We start from the raw sequence: 18,039 nt of genomic DNA, 5'->3' as shown, positions 1-18,039 counted from the left end.
GAGGGTCGCCGCCCATTCTCTCCCTGCGATGGGCAGATCTACGGTAAGCGGGCAAAGGTGACGCCATTCGAAAAATGTAAAATTTAAAGTGTAAAGATTAAAGCTTACAGTTTAAGGTTTAAACTTTAAGCTTCAAATTTCGAACTTTAAACTTTAAGATTGGAAGCTTGCCTTATATATTGGAAGAACAGCCGTCACGCTCCGCCCCGGCAACAAAGCCCTCCATGTCGTACCCAGCAGCGTCCCAATTGACAATGAGAATCTTTATCAATTAAAATGGGCACAAATGTCATTCCGTCAAGGGAGCGTGCGCGCATGGTCATCGAAACGTTAACGATTCACGTCAAGGAAGGGTTCGCCGACCAAGTCGTCGAGCGGTTCGGCCGGAAGGGCCCCGTCGAGGAGGCGCCCGGGTTCGTCGACTTGAGCGTGCTTGTGAAGAAGGCGCGGTGGGGCGAGGAAGAAGTCGTCGTCCTCATCCGCTGGGAATCGGAGAAGCATTGGAAGGAATGGGAGCGGAGCGAGCCCCACCTCGAAGGCCATCGGCGGGAGCGGGAGCGCGGCAAGCCGGATTTCGTGCTAAGCTCCAAAAGCTCCGTCTACGACGTGAAAGCGGTCAAAACGCCAAGCTGAATAACGAACCCCCCTGCCCTCGATCGGGGCAGGGGGGTTATTCGTCCGTCGTCCGCTCGGAAGCCGGCACCGGGCCGCGTCACCCGTGAAGCGGCGGCTCCCGTCCGGCTTCTTCCGCCGCCGGTGTCTCCTTCGTGTAGCGCGCCTCGATTTTTTTGCTCACGAACAGCGAGACTGCGATGAACAGCGCGACGTAGACGAGACGGATCGGATTGTCGATGTAGCCCGCGACGTCGTAGCCGATGAACGACACGGTAAACACCATGACCGCCTTGCCGAAGGCGACCGCGAGCGCGAAGGAGCGGAACCGCATCCCCGCAAGCGCCGCCGCGATATTGATGACGACGAACGGGCCAACCGGGAACAGGCTCAGCACGAACACGTAGCCGAACGCGTTGCGGCGTACCCAGCTCATTCCTTTTCGGACGCGGGGCTTGCGCGCCCATCGCTCCAGCACCGGATGTCCGGCGATTTTGCGGACGAGGGCGAACGTGACCAGACAGCCGGCTACCATGCCGATCCACGAGTACAGAAAGCCGGGCCATAAGCCGTATACGGCCGCGTTGACGCCGACGATAACGATCGTCGGAAGCGGCGGAACGAACGATTTCAAAAACGTGAGCAGCATGCCCGGCAACGGGCCGAACGACCGGAAGCGCTCCAGCCATTCCAGCAGCTGCTCTTCGGTTAAGGACGAGACGATATCGGCGATTCCCATCGATGCTTCCACCCGTTCTCCGCAATGGCGTTGTCATTCGCTATCCTCCTATCGTAGCGGATGACCCGAACGATGACAAGATCGGCGGCGCGCCGATACGCAACCTTTGCCGCCGAAACCGGCGCTTTCATTTTTTGAAGACGAAGCCGACCAAGGCCGCCGCCGCCCTCAGCCGAGGCCGTTTCCCGGCATCCCGGACCATCCGGTAGCTCGTCAGCGTGACCTTGGCGTCCCGAAGCGCGTAGGCGAAATCGTCGTCCAGCATGAGCCGGTATTCCCATACCCGCTTCTCCCACGAAGGAATGCTCGCCGCCAGCGTCTCGTCCTCGACCGCCGGATGGATGTACGTCTCGCAAATCCCTGCCGGCAGTTCGTACAGCTTCGCGATCAACGATTGCTTGAACCGGTCGTATGTCTCCCCTTCCTCTACATGATACGGATGCGTCAGCAAATAATCCGGGATGCCGACGCCGAGCGTATCGGCCAGCGCGACCACCTTGCCTAGCGCCTCCGACGCCCCGGGGATCGACGCGAGGAAGGCGTCCTTCTCGTAAATGTGCCGGAACAGCCGGAACGGCAGCTTCCGCTTCGAGCATTCCCATAATATGTGCGGGAGGAAGCTGCGCCCGGTCGCCAGACCGTACAGGCTGCCCATATGATTGTCGACGTGGCTGATCGCGATGCCGGCCCGTTCGGCGGCCCGAAATTGCGCCCGGATCTCCCTCACGACCGCCCGCGCCTCCGCTCTCGTCTCGAATTCCGCTACCGTTTTATGCATGCGTCCGCTTTCGTCGTGAAGCGACGGCTCCCCGGTCAAGCTGCTCCACCGGACGGCGTCGTACTCGCTCGTCAGCGTCACGTGCAGCCCGACGTTGTCGGCGCCCGACGCTCGGCACCAGGCGGCCGCCTGCTCGAAGGCGGGAGCGGGAGGCATAATCGTCGCGGACGACACCTTGTTCTCCTCGAGCAAATGAATGATCGCCCGGTTCGCCGCCTCGCTCTGGCCGAAATCGTCGCAGTTCAGGATCAAATATTTGTCCATCGCTTCCTCCTCTTTTGTTACGGTATGCGGCTGCGCGCCGTTCATGCCTTCGAGTCGTCGCGCAGGAACAACGACAGCACGCACGCGACCGCGAGCAGGCAAAGCGGCACGACGCTGATCAGCACCTGGAACGTGCCCGCCGGATCCGGACCCGGTTCGTCGCCGCTGACATAGCCGAACAGCATACCCACGATCCAAAACGCCAGAGCGGAGATGAGGCCGCTCGAGCGGGTAATGAAGCCGCTCACCGCCGTATACGTCCCCTCCCGCCTCCTCCCCGTCATCTCGTGATCGCGGTCGATAATCCGGCTGTTCAATACGGGCGGCGTCACGAGGAAGCCGGCCAAGCCGAAGCCGACGACGATGCCCGCGGCGATGCCGGTGCCGAGGTTTTGGGCGAAGGCGAGCGGGATGACGGAGAGGCCGTAGACGAGCAGCGACAGGCGCCAGCTTCGGAGTCCTCCGAGCTTGCGGACGATCGCATACCATACCGCGACGAGCGGGATGACCGATACGAAGATCGAAGCGAGCAGCAGCGACACCTGCGACTCCGGTATGCGCAGCACGTACTTGGCATAGAACGGAATCATCGAGCTGAGCAGTCCGTTGACCGTTTGGGCGAACGAATTGGCGACGTTCAGCAGCCAAAACTCCTTGTTGCGCAGCGTCTCGCGAAACGCCTCGACGATGCGCAGCGGAGGCTCGAGACTCGCTTCCTTGTTCTCCCGCACCGTCGACATGCACAGCAGCATGAAGACGGCGAAGACGATCGCGTAGACGACGGCCATATAGCCGAAGCCGAGCTTGGCGAACAAAATCGGGGTAAACGCGGAGCCGATCAAGATCGCCGCGATCTGAAACCCCTGCTGAATCGCCGACGCCTTCGCCCGAATTCCGTCGCCGCGGAACAGCTCCGGAAACAGCGCGCCGTAGTTGACCCACAGGACGGTCGCCACCCCTTCGTATAAAATAAGCGCGATCAGAAACCAGACGAACAAGCTGCCGCCGCTCATCCCTTCCGGCACGGCGAACACCATGACGAACGAGGCCATGAAAAGCGGAACCGCCGAGTAAATCCACGGCTTTCGCCTGCCCCAGCGCGTCCTCGTCTTGTCGGACAAGTAGCCGAACAGCGGCTGGTTGGCGGCGTCCCAGATCAAGTACACCGTTCGCGCCAACGTCGCGAGCCCTACGCCGAGACCGAGCTTCTCCACGTAATAATAGCTGTAGAACGCACTGAACGCCTGGCTCGGGATCATCATGGCGAACATGCCGAGCGCATACGCGACCGGGGAATTCGCAAACCGTTTCGTCCGCATCTTGGACTCCTCCGCATCTAGGATCGGATTGGGATTCGGGGTGTAAGCGCTGTCACTTGCCGGCGCCATTATCCTTTTATTGCCATTAGTATACGGGCGGGGCTACCCGTCGTCAACCGGCAGACAAGCTTCCCGTCGCAAGACGCGAAAAAGAGCCGCCTTTCGTCTCGGCGGCTCCGTTCCGGTACTCGTTCAATTCCCGACATGCTTATACGTGGCGATATACCAATGGTTGCCGCACATGTCCTTGACGCCGGCGCTGCGTTCCCCGTACGGCATCTCCTGCGGCTCGTACAGCGACGTCGCCCCGGCGTCCAGCGCTTTCCGGTAGCAAGCGTCGGTATCGGCGACGTAGACGTGCAGTCCGCACGGCATGGGCGGGTATGCCTCATTTCCTTCCGAAACCTCGATCATCGAATCGCCAATGCGTAAGGTGGCGTGGCGGATTTCGCCCGCGTCCCCCGCATTCCGCTCCGTCTCGATCGCGTCGAACGCTTGCCGCATGAAGGCGATCAGTCGTTCCGCCCCCTTCGCGTGCAAATAGGGGGTTACCGTATGAAAGCCGTCCGGCATAGGCTTGCTGCCGCTCATCCTTCCGTCCTCCTCTCGTTTCCGACTTCCTTGCCAGTGTACCGAAAAAGTCGGCGGCTTGTATTGTAAAAAAACCGTCGATCGACGGACATTTTACAAAACGACATGATTGGGATGCCGGTCCGCCGCAGGGCGATACCCGGTCGGACTCCGGCCGGCGAACGCTTGAAAGTCTTTTATGAAATGCGACTGGTCGTAATACCCGCATGCGGCCGCAAGAGCCGCCCCGTCCGCCGGACCTCCCGCCTGCAGCAGTCCGAGAACGTGCTGGAACCGGCGCAGACGGGCGTAACGCTTCGGCGTCATGCCCACTTCCGACTTGAACAAGCGGAGGAACCGATCCGGGTTCATCCCGATTCGTCCGGTCAAATCCGCGATCGCAAGCGGCTCCCCCGGCTCGTCCAAGAGCCGCAAGGCATAGCTTACCGCGGGATGCCGCTCCGCGAGCCGAACGTCGTACCGCCGGAGCAGCCGGGCTTCGAGTAAGCGGAACCGGGCTTCCGGCGTTCCGGCTTCCGCCAGCTCGTCCCGCAGCTCGTTCGCGCCGGCTCCCCATAGAAGCTCGAGGTCGAGATGCCGGTTATGCAGCTCGTCCAGCGGCGCGCGCAGAAACGGAGAGGCCCCGCCCGGCTTGAAATGGATGCCGATCGCCGACGTGCCGGAGGACGTATCGATCGCGAACGGCTCCGAATGCGGGCCGCATACGATCGCCGCGCCCAGGTCGATCGCCCGCCCGTATCGATCGTACAGCACGTTCCGGCTGCCGCGCAGATCGATCACGAGCTCGACCGTGCCGTCCGGCAGCGTCAGCTCCTTGCCGTGGGACGGCGCATACCCTTCCATATGCCAGAACATGTCTATATGCGACGATAAAGGGGCCGACGGCACGTACGTGCGAACCAGCATGACACTTCCTCCCATCGATCTCGAACTTCGCTTGCATTCCCGATTTCTTACGAATCCGATACGTCCACCGCCACGTAAATGTCCACAATCGCCTCGTTCGGGTCGGCGGACGCCTCGTACACCTCGAAATCGCCCGTATACGTACGCCGGATACTCGATGTCTCGAAGTAGTCCCATATACGCCCCCACGCCTCCGCCACGACGCGGTAAACCGGTCCTTTCTCCGATCGGAAGACGAGGTAGTCGGCCTCCGGCACTTGCTTGACGACCCCGCCTTCGGGACGCATGCCTTCCTTCCTTTCGAATCCTACCAACACCGTATAGTCGCCGTGATGCTCCCTCTCGTACTCCGTGTACAACGCATAGATGCGCGAATCGCCCGCCGCTTGGGCCGTTCCGTCACGATAGAAGCGCTCCCACAGCTTCGGCAATTCCCCTTGCGCGCCGCTCTCCCGCTTGTTGTTCGTCCGTACCGTGATTCCGGCCAGCTCGAAGCCCGCTCGATGCGCCTGTCTGATATCCATATTCTTTCCCCGTTTCGTCGTAGGTTCGTGCCCGTTCTGCCAACGGTCAACGTCACCAGTATAGCCCCGGAAACTTGACAACCGACTGTCAGGGTTAACGAGAAAGTTCGCTAGCTGGACACGAGAAACCCCGAGACCCGGTAGTCCGTGAAAGTCATGGATACATTTTTATGAAAATGAAGATCCATGCCTCCAGCTTGAAATCGTATTTTGTAGTTCACGCAGTATGGGGTTTCGATGTACAGTAAGGTCAAATTCAACGTCGTGCCGTCATCCCAGCCGGCAAAGGCGACAACCTCTTGCCGGTGTATGGCCAAGTCTTTAACATACCTATCGAATTGATGCAAGGGAGCCCGGAAGTCCAATACGAGTGCGCGCCGCTCCCGCTCCCCGTAGCAAAGCCGAACCTCCAAACGTTCTCCTAAACGGGCAAAACCGAGTTTATCCAGCTTCTCCGGGTTATCCTCCAGCCTGTACCAGACGCCATCCAGACTCGGTAAATCGACCGGAATCGGGCGGGCGTCCGGCACCGGATATTTCAAACCGGCAAGACGTTGCCGGAGAACGGCACTGTCTCCCGTATGCAATCGAGCGGTATGGCTTCCATTCCATTCATCGATGATATGTTCGTAGATCAAGTCGAGCAATGTCTGGCTTTGCCCCTTGCCAAAAGCCGCCGTAGCCGCAATAACTATACGTTGTTCAGGGACCACGAAGCAAAGCTGGCCGAACGCACCGGCGCCTCGGAAACAGCCTCTGCGGCCTAAATGAAATTGGTAGCCGTAGCCTTGAGCGGAATCGATTTCAGTCGCCCCTCGACGATTGTCGCTCTGTTCCCGTGTAGCCCTAGCCACATAAGACTCGGACACAATCGTTTTGCCGTCGACCTTCCCTTTGTCCAACAGCATTTGACCAAATTTGGCTACGCTTTCAGTTGTCAGGCTCAGCCCCATCCCGCCTGCGGCAATGCCCATGGGACAAGTTTCCCAAACCGGGCGTTCGATTCCTAGAGGCTCGAACAATCGAGGCATTAAGAAATCGACTAAATGTTGGCCGGTCGCTCGCTCCAGGATAGCCGATAGCATATAAGTAGCGGGCGTATTATACGAATAGTGGCTCCCCGGCTCAAACTGTACCTCTAAGGATAAAAACGAGCGAACCCAATCCTTCTCTCCGGTAACGGCCTTGTAAATATTAGCGCTATGCCCCGTATTCATCGAAAGAAGATGGTGGACCGTCATGTTCGCCAAATTGTCCGAGATCTTTTCCGGACACCGTTCGGGGAAAAACTGGATAACGGGATCCTCCAGTTTAACGTATCCGCTATCCACCGCTATGCCAACAGCTATGGAGGTAACACTTTTGCTAAGCGAATACAGCAGTTGCGGGCGATCCGGTCGATAGGGGGTACGCCACATCCGCGCAGTGACATGGCCGTCTTGAAGCAGCATAAAGCTGTTCATCGGCAAACCATGCTGTTCGATCTTATCAAAAAAACGTGAAAGTGCTGCCGAGGAAAGACCGTGATTGTCCGGGATATCGATTGGGAATGGGTTCAATCGTTCCATCGCCTCTTTCCAATTCAATTACCATATACTGTAGAGCACGCACGTTCGCATGTAAAGCTTGGGCTATGGAAGACCCTTGATATATTCCGGACGGTCGAGTGTAACACAAAGAAATGAAAACAAGTCCTTTTCACTATACCTCTTCCGCAAGCTGCCCCGACAAAATACCCGCCCTTCTAATAACCTCTATCCGCTCTTCCCTTTCCTTCTATTTTTAACATGTCGAGCGCGGTTTTAAAATTCGTAATGACCTATCCCGTCGTCTCAAAGCCTTCCGGAATCTCCACAAATTCCTTCACCTTCACTAAATCAAACAACCGGTATGCGTCGTCCGTTTTCCTCCGATCCCATAGGTTTAGCCGGCAATGAATAAGGGCGTTGTTCTTGACCACCCCAGGAAAGAACACAAAACTCGCCATGAAACCCGGTTCTTCTTAATTATCGTGCGGGCGAAAGGTGCTTCAAATCGTCCGGCGTTATCCCTTTTCGTTCCCCTTCGGGGGTAATTCGGCAGGCGCAACAGAGCATTGGCGAATCCGCAAATGTAAAAAGCCGGGCAGGCCGCACAAGGCGGATATACCCGTCTTTTCCTATTCCGTGCTGGACAAGTCACCCCTCCAGCACGCGCCGCAGCGTCTCCAAGTCGCGCCGCACCATGCCGGCGTCTTCGGCGAATTTCGCCTCCGACACGTCGGGCTGGCGGAACAGCGTGAACAGCACTTCGGAGCCCGACCCGTTCGGCACGACGCGCATCCGGTTCCAGACGATGGAACCGTCGCCAACCCGCGCCTCATGGTCCAGGATGCCGTAGTCGTTTCGCGGCACAAAGCGGATGTACACGGGGTCTTCATCCGTTTCGACGATCCACCAGTCGTCCTCTTGGCGGATCGAACGGCTGAACGAGGTCGTCCAAGCCGCAAAGTTGCGCTCCTCTCGCGCATAGTCGTACACCTCTTGCGGCGGGCGAGCGATCGTGACGGTTACGGTCAACGCTTGCAGGACGGACATGATATCGGCTCCTCTCTGTTCCCGAAACGGGTCTATACTTGCAGTATAATCGAGAATGACCGCCCCGGATTGAACAAATCGGACAAGCGGCGGACGCCGGAGATCGAGACCGAAGCCGACCGTCCCGGCCGCCGCACCGCAGCGCCACCGCTTCGTCACGACCTCTCCCGGACAGGTTGTGGTACAATGGAACACGAAGCTTCCTATCGTTCACAAGGAGATGAACCCTCATGCGTCCCGAACCCGCAAGACGCATCCTGATGATGACCGCCGTCGAAGCCGAGCGGGACGCCGTGCTGCGCGGGCTGAACGGCGCCGACGGCGTCGACGTGCGGCTCGCCGGCGTCGGACCGGCCTCCGCCGCGGCCCGCACGGCGGCCGCGCTCGCCGCCGGCGACTACGCGCTCGTCGTCAGCGCCGGCATCGGCGGCGGCTTCCCTGGCCGGGCCGCCGTCGGCTCGCTCGTCGTCGCGGACGCCATCGTCGCCGCCGATCTCGGCGCGGAAACCGCCGAAGGCTTCCGCACCGTCGACGAGCTCGGCTTCGGCTCCGCCCGCGTCCCGGTCGACGCCGGCTTGGCGGCCCGGCTGACGGGGGCGCTGCAAGCGGCCGGGCTCGCCGCCTGCGCCGGCGCGGTGCTCACCGTCTCGACCGCGACGGGCACGGCGGCGACCGCCGCTGAGCTTGCCTCGCGGGTGCCCGGCGCCGCCGCCGAGGCGATGGAGGGCTACGGCGTCGCCGTCGCCGCCCTCGATCGCGGCGTGCCGGCGCTCGAAATTCGCGCCGTCTCCAACGCGGTCGGTCCGCGCGACCGGGCCGCCTGGCGAATCGGCGAGGCGCTGCAGTCGCTCGAGGCGGCGAGCGCCGTACTTCTGGAGGTGCTACGATGAAAATCGCCTTTTCCCCCTGTCCGAACGACACGTTCGTATTCCACGCCTGGGTGCACGGGCTCGTGCCCGGCGCGCCGAAGCTAGACGTCACGTATGCGGACATCGATATTACGAACACGTTGGCCACGCGGCCGGACGGTCCGGACGTGCTCAAAATTTCGTACGCGGCGCTCCCCTGGGTGCTGTCCGAGTACGCGCTGCTGCCTTGCGGCGGCGCCTTGGGCCGCGGCTGCGGACCGCTCGTGCTGACGGCGAGCCCCGATGCCGCCGAGCGCGGCCCGGCGGCGCTCACCGGCCGGCGGGTGGCCGTGCCGAGCGAGCGCTCCACCGCTTATCTGCTGTTCCGGCTGTGGGCCGCGCAGCAAGTGCCGGGAGGCGTCGGCGACATCGTCGTCATGCCGTTCCACGAAATTATGCCGGCGGTGCGCGACGGGCGGATCGACGCGGGCCTCGTCATCCACGAAGCCCGATTCACCTATCCGGCCTACGGGCTGACGATGCTGGCCGATCTGGGCAGCTGGTGGGAGGCCGATACCGGCCTGCCGATCCCGCTCGGCGCGATCGTCGCGCGCCGCTCCCTCGATCTCGAGGCGATCGCCGGCTGGGCGCGGGCGTCCGTCGAATACGCCTGGGCGCATCCGGAGGCGTCGCGCGAGTACGTGCTGAGCCATTCGCAAGAGCTTGCTCCGGACGTCGTCCAGGCGCATATCGATTTATACGTGAACGAGTTCACCGCCGATCTGGGCGACAGCGGATACGAGGCCGTCCACGCGCTGCTCGGCCGAGCGGCGGCGGAAGGACTCGTGCCGGCGTTCGACTTGGGCCTGCTGAGAAGATGATGGCACCCTTACGGGTATAAAAAGACGAAGCGAACGATTCCTCCATGGAGCCGTTCGCTTCGTCTTTTTATGCCCTTCTACCCTTCCTCCATGGCCGCCCGAAGCCGCTCCCGATGTACGCGCAGCGGCTTCCGGAGCCCTTCCTTCGACACGATGCCGTCCGCGGCTAAGGCGTTCAGGGCATCCGTCACCGTCTCGCGGATGCTGCCCGCCATGGCGGCCAGCTCCTGGTGCGTCAGGCCGACGTCCAGCCGGACCCATCCCGGCTCGCCGCCTCCGTTCGCCTCCGCCGGAAGCGCCGTCCCGTACTTGTCCGTCAATTTGCCCAGCAAAAAAAGAAGCCGCTGGCGCACGCTTCCGTAAGCCATCCGCTCCATCATCTCCTCCACTTCCTTCAACCGGTTTGAGACGATTTCGATGAAATGGAGGGCCAGCTGCGGATGCTCGCCGATCAGCCGGTCGAACCGGGCTTTATCGATCGAGCAAATGACGCTCGTCTCCCTCGCCTCCGCGTACAAATTGTCGGAGCCCGTCGTGAACGTCCCGATCTCTCCGAAAATATGCCCCGCGCCGAGCAAGTCGACCGTCAGCTCCTTGCCTCCCGCCGTCAGCTTGTACAGCCGCACCGAGCCCGCCTTGATCAAGTACAGCCGGTGGCGCCCGTCATGGGGAGAAGCGATCAGCGCGCCTTTCGGCACCGTTTCGATCGGCGTCTCCGGCTCCAGCCGTCTCAGCTCCTCGGGGTCGAGCCGCCGGAGAAGATCGATCCTCGACAACCATTTCAGCTTGTCCAGCGTGTTCCCCTCTTTCGTTTCCGTTCTCGTTGTAGTCCAGCCTACATTCCGACGCCTACGCCGTGCGCTATACTGGCTTAAAACAGGCGGGTCGCTCCGCCGCACAAGGAGTAGATGTTCCCAATGCACACGACCGTTATTACGCTGCAAATCATCATGGCCGTCATGTTCCTCTTGTCCGTCTACATGAAAGTATCCCGGACTCCCTCGATGGTCCGCCATTGGACCGAATACCGATACCCGATGTGGATGATGCAGGGCATCGCGGTACTCGAGCTGCTCGGCGTGCTCGGCATGATCGCGGCCTTCCGCTATCCGGCCGCGGCTTCCTATTCGGCGGCGCTGCTCGGCGTCCTGATGCTCGGCGCGATCCACGCCCATCTGTTCCGGGCGAAGCACAAGCCCGTCATGGCCGCCAACGCCGCGCTTATGCTCGCCTGCTCGATCGCCCTGATCGCGCTGCAGCGTTTCGGCGCCTAGCGTCGACCCCCTCGGCGGCCGCTAGTCGCCGTCCGGCTGATGCCGGAAGCGGGACAGGTCGATGCGGCCGTGATCGTCCACCTCGACGCCTTCGTCCTCCAGCAATTGCGCTTGCGACCAGCGTCCTTCCTCGTCGCGGATCGCGATTTCCCCTTTGGCGTTGACGACCCGATACCACGGCAGCGTGTGCGCTCGGCTCGACGAATGCAGAATGCGCACGACCTGTCTCGCCCCCCGGCGGCTCCCGGCCATCTCGGCGATTTGCCCGTACGTCATGACGCGGCCTTCCGGAATGCCCTTGATGATGTCGATGACCCGGCGCGTAAAGGGCTCCATACGCTCTCCCCCCTCTTCGGCGGTCGATCTTCCCTCCCGCTTCTCAGTCGTCGTAGCCGGCGACGCCCTTGTCGATCAGAAATTCCATCTCCGCCTCCAAAATCGCCTCGACCTGCAGCTCGTTCAGCTTCACGTCCGGCCGGCCCAGCACGTAGTCGGTCAGCTCGTCGCCGTCGATTTCGGCTTCGCCTTTCGAGCGGGCGTTCGCTTGGTCGATATAGGTCTGCGCATGCTTCAGCACCAGCCGGACCGCCGCGGCGTCAAGGCCCGTCCGTCCCGTGACGAACGTAATCAATTCTTGCTCGGTATAAGGAACCGCCAATGCGTTCAACTCCTGTTCGGATAGGTTTACCGCTATTGTACCATCATTTGTACCGCCAGGCGAAACCGGCCTAAGCAAGCCATCGCCGAATGCCGTGCGAAAACGAAACAAAAAGCGCAGGCCGTGAAGGACTGCGCCGAGGCTTCGAGAAAGTCGGACAACCGACAAGGCTCCCATCTCGATTACAAAAACACGATCGCGATAACGGCCGCCAGCGCCAGCCGGTAAAGCGCGAACGGAACGAGCTTGATCCGATTGACCATGTTCAGGAAGAAGCGGATCGACAGCATCGCGAAGACGAAGGCGCTCACGAACCCGACGGCGAAAAACGCCAGCACGTCCGACGTGACGAACTCCCAGTTTTTCAGCAGCGAGAAGAAGCTGACGCCGGCCATGATCGGCACGGCCATAATGAACGTGAAATCGGCCGCCGCGCGGTGGCTCATCCCCATCAGCACCCCGCCCGAAATCGTCGACCCGGAGCGGGAGAAGCCCGGCCACATCGACAAGCATTGGACGAGTCCGATGGCGAGCGCCTGCCGGTACGTCATCCGGTCGACCGTCTCCGTCGTCGGGACGCGCGGACGGAACCGGTCCGCCGCCAGCATGAGCACGGCCCCGAGCACGAGACCGACGACGACCGTACCGGTCGAGAACAGGTAGGCATCGATGTAATCGTCGAGCAGCAAGTACAAGATGCCCGCCGGCATCAAGCCGACGATGACGTGCGGCAGTCGCAGCCGCGGCTCCGACGACGGCCGCCCTCCTCCGCCCCCGAGCCCGAGCAGGCGCAGAAACCGGTCCCGCATCAGCACGACGACGGCCAGAATGGAGCCGAGCTGGATGACGATTTTGAACGTGACCGCCACCTCCGGCGAGAACATCTCCTTCGTGCGGAACAAGAAATCGTCCGCTATAATCATATGGCCGGTGGACGAGACCGGCACGAATTCGGTCAGCCCCTCCACAAGCCCCAGAATAAAGGCCGCAAACGCTTCCCACCCGTTCATGGTTCACTCTCCCGCACTTAATGAATGTCCGCTTTTCGGAAGTAAAGAATCGTCGCGACGAGTCCGACGACGGACGCCGCCCCGACCGCGATATACGAGTAAAGCGGAGGGTACGCCGGCACGAAGCTCCGCTCGGCGATGACCTGTACCGCCGACCAAGGGAACAGCGCCTTGTACTCCCGGTTCGCCAGCGCCACGTTCGCCATCGTCACGGCAGCCGTGAAGATGATCGTCGGCACGTAATTTTTGAACAGGAACGTGACGAACATGGTCGGCGTCGTGAGCAGGAACAGCAAGCTTCCCCCGATCGCGTACTGCTTCAGCGATTCCAGCACGACGTCCGCGCTCAGTCCTTCGATCCGCCCGATCAAGCCGAAAATCAGAACGAGCCCCCACGCGAACACGGTCAACGTCATGATCCAGAGGAACAGCAGCACCAGCTTGCTTGCAAGGAGACTGAGCCGGGACACCGGAATCGTGAGCAGATGCTTGAGCGTATCTTCGGCATACTCGCGATGGAACACGTAAGACGTAATGACGCCGTACAGAAGCGTTCCGATGAGCAGCGTCACGTACAGGTTCGTCTCGGAGAACATCTTCATGAACGTGACGATCTCCTCCGGCTTTCTCGCCCGCAAGTCCAAATACCCGATGAATACCATGACGGGGGCGGCCGCCGCTCCGATGACGCTGACGAGGAACATTTTCGCCCGCTTCAGCTTGAGCAGCTCCGCGTACACCAGATCAACCAATCGTTCCACCGCCTATCAATTTGACGAAATAGTCTTCCAGCCGGTCTTCGCTCGGCGCCATCTTCCGCACCTCGATGCCGTGCTCCACGAACGTTTTGTTCAGCTTGCCCTGCTCGCCGATATGCGAGTAGACGCGGATGCGGCCCTCGTCCAGCACTTCGTAATCGACAATGCCGTAATGCCGCTCCAGCAGCATGGCCGCCTTGTTATCGTCGGACACTTGAAATTCGACGTATTTGCGGTTTCGCGCACGCAGCTCGGCAAACGATATTTGCTCCAGCAGCTTGCCCTTATGGACGATCCCGATCCGGTCCGCCAGCTGCTCGATTTCCGACAAAATGTGGCTCGAGACGAGAATCGTCATTTTCCGTTCCTCGGCGAGCGACCGGATCAGCCTCCGCACTTCCTTGATTCCGATCGGGTCCAGCCCGTTGGTCGGCTCGTCCAGGATGAGAAGCTCCGGATAATGGAGCACCGCGCGGGCGATGCCGAGCCGCTGCTTCATCCCGAGCGAATATTGCCCGACCCGCTTCTTCGTCTCGTGCAGAAGGCCGACGAGATCGAGCGCTTCATCCAGCGCATTCGGCTTATGGACGCCCATCAGTCTCGCATGAATGAGCAAATTTTCCCGCGCCGTCAAATTCTCGTAAAAGCCCGAATACTCGACGATCGCCCCGACTCTTCGCAGCAGCTCCTTCGGGCTGCGGTGCAGCGGTTCGCCGAACAGCTCGATGTCCCCCCGCGTCGGCCGGATCAACCCGAGCAGCATGCGGATCGTCGTCGTCTTGCCCGCGCCGTTCTGGCCGAGAAACCCGTATATTTCCCCGTGACGGACATTCATGCTCAGGTTGTCCACCGCGTTTTGCGTCCCGTACGTCTTGGTCAGGCCGTTCGTTCGGATGACGATGCTCATGGTGTGGTGCCTCCTCTCCCGCGTAACGCCATGCGTTGGCTTCGTTCGCTGTATTCAGCATAACCGGGCGGTTTTAAATGGCGCTTAACCGTCTCTTAACGGTTTCTTAATTCCGTTCGCACTCGGCCCCCGCTTCGGCAGGACGAGGCCGAACGTCGTCCGTTCCCCGGGGACGCTTTCCGCCCACAGCTTGCCGCCATGCTTGTCCGCCAGCGCCTTCGCGATCGCGAGCCCGAGCCCGCTCCCGCCGGTCTGCGCGCGTCTCGCCCGGTCGGTCCGGTACGTACGCTCGAATACGCGGGGCAAGTCCGCTTCCGCGATGCCCGCTCCGCGGTCCCAAATCAGCAGCGTGACCTCCTCCGCCCCTTCACTCATCTCGACGCCTACCGCACCGCCGTCCCTCCCGTAATGCACGGCGTTTTTAAGAATGTTGCCCGTCAGCCGCAGCAAGCCGATCCGATCCGCCTCCACGACGCACGGATCGTCCGGAAGGCGGACGTGCAGCTCCAGTCCGTGCAGCTGCACGTCGGGCAAGATTTCGATCAGCGATTCCCGGACGACCTCGGCGAAGTCGACAGGCTCCATCGTAAGCGGCATTTCGTCCGCGTCGAGCTTGGCCATCTGGAACATGTCGTCGATGACGCGCTTCAAGGAGCGGGCTTTGTCGGATATGACCTCGATATATTCCTTCTTCTGCTCTGGCGTAGCCGCCACGTCGTCCTTCAGCGCGTCCGCGTACCCGATGATCGATGAGAGCGGCGTCCGGATATCGTGGGAAATGTTCGACAGCAAGCTCTTGCGCGCCGCCTCGGACCGGGCCGTCCGGATTTGGATCTCCTCGAGCTTCTCGATCCATTCGTTGACGGAGAAGACGACGTCGTCGAGCGAACGGTCTCCGTTCGTCAGCAGACGGGCATTCCAGTTGCCGCTCCGCGCCCGCGCAAGCTCCGCCTTCATCCGCCGAAGGCGCGAGGAGAAGCGCAGCTGGCCCGAGAGCAGCGCGATCGTGCAGACGAAAAGCACGCCGAATAAAGCCCCCCGGCCGAATCCGAGGGGCTGTCCGGCAAGCTCCGACAGCAGCAGGACGGCCGCCGCCGTCCCTTGCAGCAATAGCAGGAGGACGCCCTTGCCGCTACTCATCTTTTTCTCCCGCAAACCGGTAGCCGATGCCCCACACGGTCTGAATCCGCTTCGGATCGGATGGATCGGTCTCGATTTTCAGCCGCAGCTTGCGGATATGGACCATGACCGTGTTGTCGTCTTCGATATAGTCGCTGTCCCACACTTGGCGGAAAATTTGCGTTTTCGTAAACACCTGATTCGGATGCGAGGCGAGAAAGTGGAGCAGCTCGAACTCTTTGGCCGTCAAATGAACCGGCTCCCCCGCTTTCGTGACGGTATGCGTCTTCGGATCGATCGAGATCCCCTTGAACCGAAGCGCCGTCTCTTGCTGGGCCCCGCCGTCGCCGCCCAGCAAGAAGTATCGTCTCGTATGCGCCTTGATCCGGGCGACCAGCTCGTGAATCCCGAACGGCTTCGTCATATAATCGTCGGCCCCGACGCTCAGTCCCACGACTTTGTCGATCTCCGTGTCCTTCGCCGTCAGCATGACGATCGGGACGTTCGACTTCGCCCGGAGCGCGCGGCAAACCTCGATTCCGTCGATCTTCGGCATCATCAGGTCGAGCAGGACGAGATGGTACGTCTTCGTATCGAACAGCCGGAGCGCCTCCTCTCCGTCCGCCGCCGTATCCGCTTTGTACTGCTCCTTCTCCAAATACGCTTTGACCAAATCTCGAATTTCTTTGTCGTCGTCGGCTATCAGCACTTGTATCGGTTGCATGGTTCCACCCGCTCGCTAAATTCGTTGTCCGTATCGTTCCATCTATTGTAATGAATTTTCCGGGAAAACGAAACAGGGCGCCTCCGCCGTCCGAAGACGGGAGACGCCCCGAATGTCCGCGTGCGCGGCGCTTTGCGATGGGGTCAATGGTGGGAAATAGCCGAATCGATGCCGCTCAAATGGCTCCGTCTGGCCGCCAAGAACAGAACGCCGAGCAGGACCATGACGGCGCCGAAGACGAACGGCACGCGCGGGCTGAACCATTCGGCCAGCTTGCCGGCCAGCCATGGCGACACGGCGCCGCCCATGAACCGGACGAAGCTGTACGCCGCCGAAGCGACCGAGCGCTCTACCGGCGCCGATTCCATGACGGCCGTCGTGATGAGCGTATTGTTGATGCCGAGGAACATGCCCGACAGCACGACGCAGCCGACCACGATCGCGGGCGTATACGCGCCGATCCCCATCGCTAATAGGATGACGGCGAACGCCGACAGGACGACGAGAATCGAGGCGACCGACCCGAACCGCTTTTGCAGCTTGGGCGCGACGAATACGGACGTAATCGCGAGCAGCAGCCCCCAGCCGAAGAAGACGTAGCCGAGCCCCCGTTCGTCCAGCTCCATGACGTACGGCGAATACGCCATCAGCGTAAAGAAGCCGAAGTTGTACAAGAAGGCGACGATGCCGAGCGTCAGCAGGCCGGGATAGGCAAGCGCCTTGAACGGCGCCGACAGCTTGATCGGCTTGTTCGGCTTCGCCACGTTCGGCATGATGAAGAGCAGGAACAGGAAGGCGACCCCCATCAACGTGCTGACGCCGAAAAACGGCCAGCGCCACGAGATCGAGCCGAGCTCCCCGCCGAGCAGCGGACCGACGGCGATACCGAGGCCGAGCGCCGCTTCGTAAAAAATGATCGCTTGCGCGGTGCCCGAGGCGGATAGCCCGACGATGGCGGACAGCGCCGTCGCCAAAAAGAGCGAGTTGCCGAGCCCCCATCCTCCCCGAAGCCATACGATGGCGTTAATCGTATCGGAGCCGCCGGCCAGCCCGGCGAATACGATGATCAGGAAAATGCCCGCGATCAGCGTCCATTTGGTCCCGAGCCGGCTCGAGACGAAGCCCGTAATGAGCATCGCCACCCCGGTAACGAGATTGTAGCTGGTGAACAGGAGCGACACTTGGCTCGGAGTCGCCTGCATTTTTTTGGCGATCGCCGGCAGGATCGGATCGACGAGACCGATGCCCATAAACGAGATGACGCAGGCGAAGGCGACCGCCCAGACGGCCAACGGTTGAGTGAACGTACCGGACCGCTTCCGGATTTCTTCATAAGGGACACTAGACGACATAACCAACGATTCCTCCATTTCTGGCCGCTGCGGGTTACGCATAGGCTTTGACAGTGCCGACGGCGGTATGCCCGAAACGCGAAAAAAAGGCAGAACCGTCAAGTCCTCTGCCATCTTTTTGCATTGCCGACCCGTTTAGTTGTATGATGAAACTACATGATTGTATTATACAACTTTATGCCGGCGTGTCAATCCTTTA

The 18,039-nt window shown here is 60.8% G+C and carries 21 protein-coding genes; 4 read left to right on the top strand and 17 right to left on the bottom strand.

Annotated features, from left to right (window positions below; translation table 11 throughout):
• Positions 1-315 precede the first annotated feature (315 nt).
• Positions 316-633: an antibiotic biosynthesis monooxygenase gene (locus DLM86_RS20235; RefSeq protein ID WP_110841876.1), complete on the top strand. Its 318-nt coding sequence runs from the start codon at positions 316-318 to the stop codon at positions 631-633.
• Positions 634-712: 79 nt separating this feature from the next.
• Here DLM86_RS20235 and DLM86_RS20230 read toward each other — a convergent pair whose 3' ends face one another.
• The 8 genes from DLM86_RS20230 to DLM86_RS20195 all read right to left on the bottom strand — a co-directional run bounded on the left by DLM86_RS20230 (position 713) and on the right by DLM86_RS20195 (position 8,468).
• A complete protein-coding gene (locus tag DLM86_RS20230) occupies positions 713-1,351 on the bottom strand; it encodes a TVP38/TMEM64 family protein (protein WP_110841875.1) in 639 nt (212 codons plus the stop codon).
• 127 nt (positions 1,352-1,478) lie between these two features.
• Positions 1,479-2,393: a polysaccharide deacetylase family protein gene (locus tag DLM86_RS20225; RefSeq protein ID WP_110841874.1), complete on the bottom strand. Its 915-nt coding sequence runs from the start codon at positions 2,391-2,393 to the stop codon at positions 1,479-1,481.
• Positions 2,394-2,434: 41 nt separating this feature from the next.
• Complete coding sequence (locus tag DLM86_RS20220) at positions 2,435-3,712, bottom strand: MFS transporter (RefSeq protein WP_110841873.1); 1,278 nt, start codon at positions 3,710-3,712, stop codon at positions 2,435-2,437.
• 192 nt (positions 3,713-3,904) lie between these two features.
• Positions 3,905-4,303: a VOC family protein gene (locus DLM86_RS20215; protein WP_110841872.1), complete on the bottom strand. Its 399-nt coding sequence runs from the start codon at positions 4,301-4,303 to the stop codon at positions 3,905-3,907.
• A 93-nt stretch (positions 4,304-4,396) separates the two neighbouring features.
• Positions 4,397-5,209 (bottom strand): AraC family transcriptional regulator, encoded by an 813-nt coding sequence (locus DLM86_RS20210; protein ID WP_158289584.1) that lies wholly within the window; start codon positions 5,207-5,209, stop codon positions 4,397-4,399.
• Positions 5,210-5,256: 47 nt separating this feature from the next.
• The gene (locus tag DLM86_RS20205; protein ID WP_110841870.1) at positions 5,257-5,733 is read right to left on the bottom strand and encodes a GyrI-like domain-containing protein; all 477 of its coding nucleotides are present in this window, start codon (positions 5,731-5,733) and stop codon (positions 5,257-5,259) included.
• Between the two features lie 110 nt (positions 5,734-5,843).
• Positions 5,844-7,301 (bottom strand): serine hydrolase domain-containing protein, encoded by a 1,458-nt coding sequence (locus DLM86_RS20200; protein WP_110841869.1) that lies wholly within the window; start codon positions 7,299-7,301, stop codon positions 5,844-5,846.
• A gap of 609 nt (positions 7,302-7,910) precedes the next feature.
• On the bottom strand, positions 7,911-8,468 hold the full coding sequence (locus DLM86_RS20195; protein WP_146250262.1) for an SRPBCC family protein: 558 nt from the start codon (positions 8,466-8,468) through the stop codon (positions 7,911-7,913).
• 71 nt (positions 8,469-8,539) lie between these two features.
• Between DLM86_RS20195 and DLM86_RS20190 the strand changes: the two genes are divergently transcribed.
• Complete coding sequence (locus DLM86_RS20190) at positions 8,540-9,199, top strand: futalosine hydrolase (protein WP_110841867.1); 660 nt, start codon at positions 8,540-8,542, stop codon at positions 9,197-9,199.
• Complete coding sequence (locus tag DLM86_RS20185; RefSeq protein WP_110841866.1) at positions 9,196-10,038, top strand: 1,4-dihydroxy-6-naphtoate synthase; 843 nt, start codon at positions 9,196-9,198, stop codon at positions 10,036-10,038. Before DLM86_RS20190 ends, DLM86_RS20185 begins: the two co-directional genes overlap by 4 nt.
• Before the next feature lie 77 nt (positions 10,039-10,115).
• Here the strand turns inward: DLM86_RS20185 and DLM86_RS20180 are convergent, their stop codons facing one another.
• On the bottom strand, positions 10,116-10,814 hold the full coding sequence (locus tag DLM86_RS20180) for a Crp/Fnr family transcriptional regulator (RefSeq protein WP_245954740.1): 699 nt from the start codon (positions 10,812-10,814) through the stop codon (positions 10,116-10,118).
• A 141-nt stretch (positions 10,815-10,955) separates the two neighbouring features.
• Here DLM86_RS20180 and DLM86_RS20175 point away from each other — a divergent pair, with 141 nt between their 5' ends.
• Positions 10,956-11,312, top strand: coding sequence for a DoxX family protein (locus DLM86_RS20175; RefSeq protein ID WP_110842073.1), 357 nt, complete (start codon positions 10,956-10,958; stop codon positions 11,310-11,312).
• 21 nt (positions 11,313-11,333) lie between these two features.
• On the opposite strand, the gene DLM86_RS20170 is transcribed toward DLM86_RS20175, so the two are convergent.
• The 8 genes from DLM86_RS20170 to DLM86_RS20135 all read right to left on the bottom strand — a co-directional run bounded on the left by DLM86_RS20170 (position 11,334) and on the right by DLM86_RS20135 (position 17,840).
• Entirely contained in the window at positions 11,334-11,648 is a 315-nt protein-coding gene (locus tag DLM86_RS20170; protein ID WP_110841865.1) for an MGMT family protein, read from the bottom strand.
• A 43-nt stretch (positions 11,649-11,691) separates the two neighbouring features.
• Complete coding sequence (locus tag DLM86_RS20165; protein ID WP_110841864.1) at positions 11,692-11,970, bottom strand: hypothetical protein; 279 nt, start codon at positions 11,968-11,970, stop codon at positions 11,692-11,694.
• A 182-nt stretch (positions 11,971-12,152) separates the two neighbouring features.
• Positions 12,153-12,980, bottom strand: coding sequence for an undecaprenyl-diphosphate phosphatase (locus tag DLM86_RS20160; RefSeq protein ID WP_110841863.1), 828 nt, complete (start codon positions 12,978-12,980; stop codon positions 12,153-12,155).
• A 17-nt stretch (positions 12,981-12,997) separates the two neighbouring features.
• Positions 12,998-13,732 carry an ABC transporter permease gene (locus DLM86_RS20155; protein ID WP_110841862.1) on the bottom strand — a complete coding sequence of 245 codons (735 nt, stop codon included), beginning with the start codon at positions 13,730-13,732 and terminating at the stop codon, positions 12,998-13,000.
• On the bottom strand, positions 13,725-14,645 hold the full coding sequence (locus DLM86_RS20150) for an ABC transporter ATP-binding protein (protein WP_110841861.1): 921 nt from the start codon (positions 14,643-14,645) through the stop codon (positions 13,725-13,727). Before DLM86_RS20150 ends, DLM86_RS20155 begins: the two co-directional genes overlap by 8 nt.
• Before the next feature lie 84 nt (positions 14,646-14,729).
• Complete coding sequence (locus tag DLM86_RS20145) at positions 14,730-15,785, bottom strand: sensor histidine kinase (protein ID WP_110841860.1); 1,056 nt, start codon at positions 15,783-15,785, stop codon at positions 14,730-14,732.
• Positions 15,778-16,488 (bottom strand): response regulator transcription factor, encoded by a 711-nt coding sequence (locus DLM86_RS20140; protein ID WP_110841859.1) that lies wholly within the window; start codon positions 16,486-16,488, stop codon positions 15,778-15,780. The genes DLM86_RS20145 and DLM86_RS20140 overlap by 8 nt, the downstream gene beginning before the upstream one ends.
• Positions 16,489-16,631: 143 nt before the next feature.
• The gene (locus DLM86_RS20135; RefSeq protein WP_110841858.1) at positions 16,632-17,840 is read right to left on the bottom strand and encodes an MFS transporter; all 1,209 of its coding nucleotides are present in this window, start codon (positions 17,838-17,840) and stop codon (positions 16,632-16,634) included.
• Positions 17,841-18,039: the final 199 nt, after the last annotated feature.

Origin of the sequence: Paenibacillus flagellatus (assembly GCF_003217775.1) — a bacterium.
Taxonomy (GTDB): Bacteria; Bacillota; Bacilli; order Paenibacillales; family NBRC-103111; genus Paenibacillus_AB; species Paenibacillus_AB flagellatus.
The sequence above is the reverse complement of the archived record's forward strand: the minus strand, read 5'-3'. Positions and strand labels throughout refer to the sequence as shown.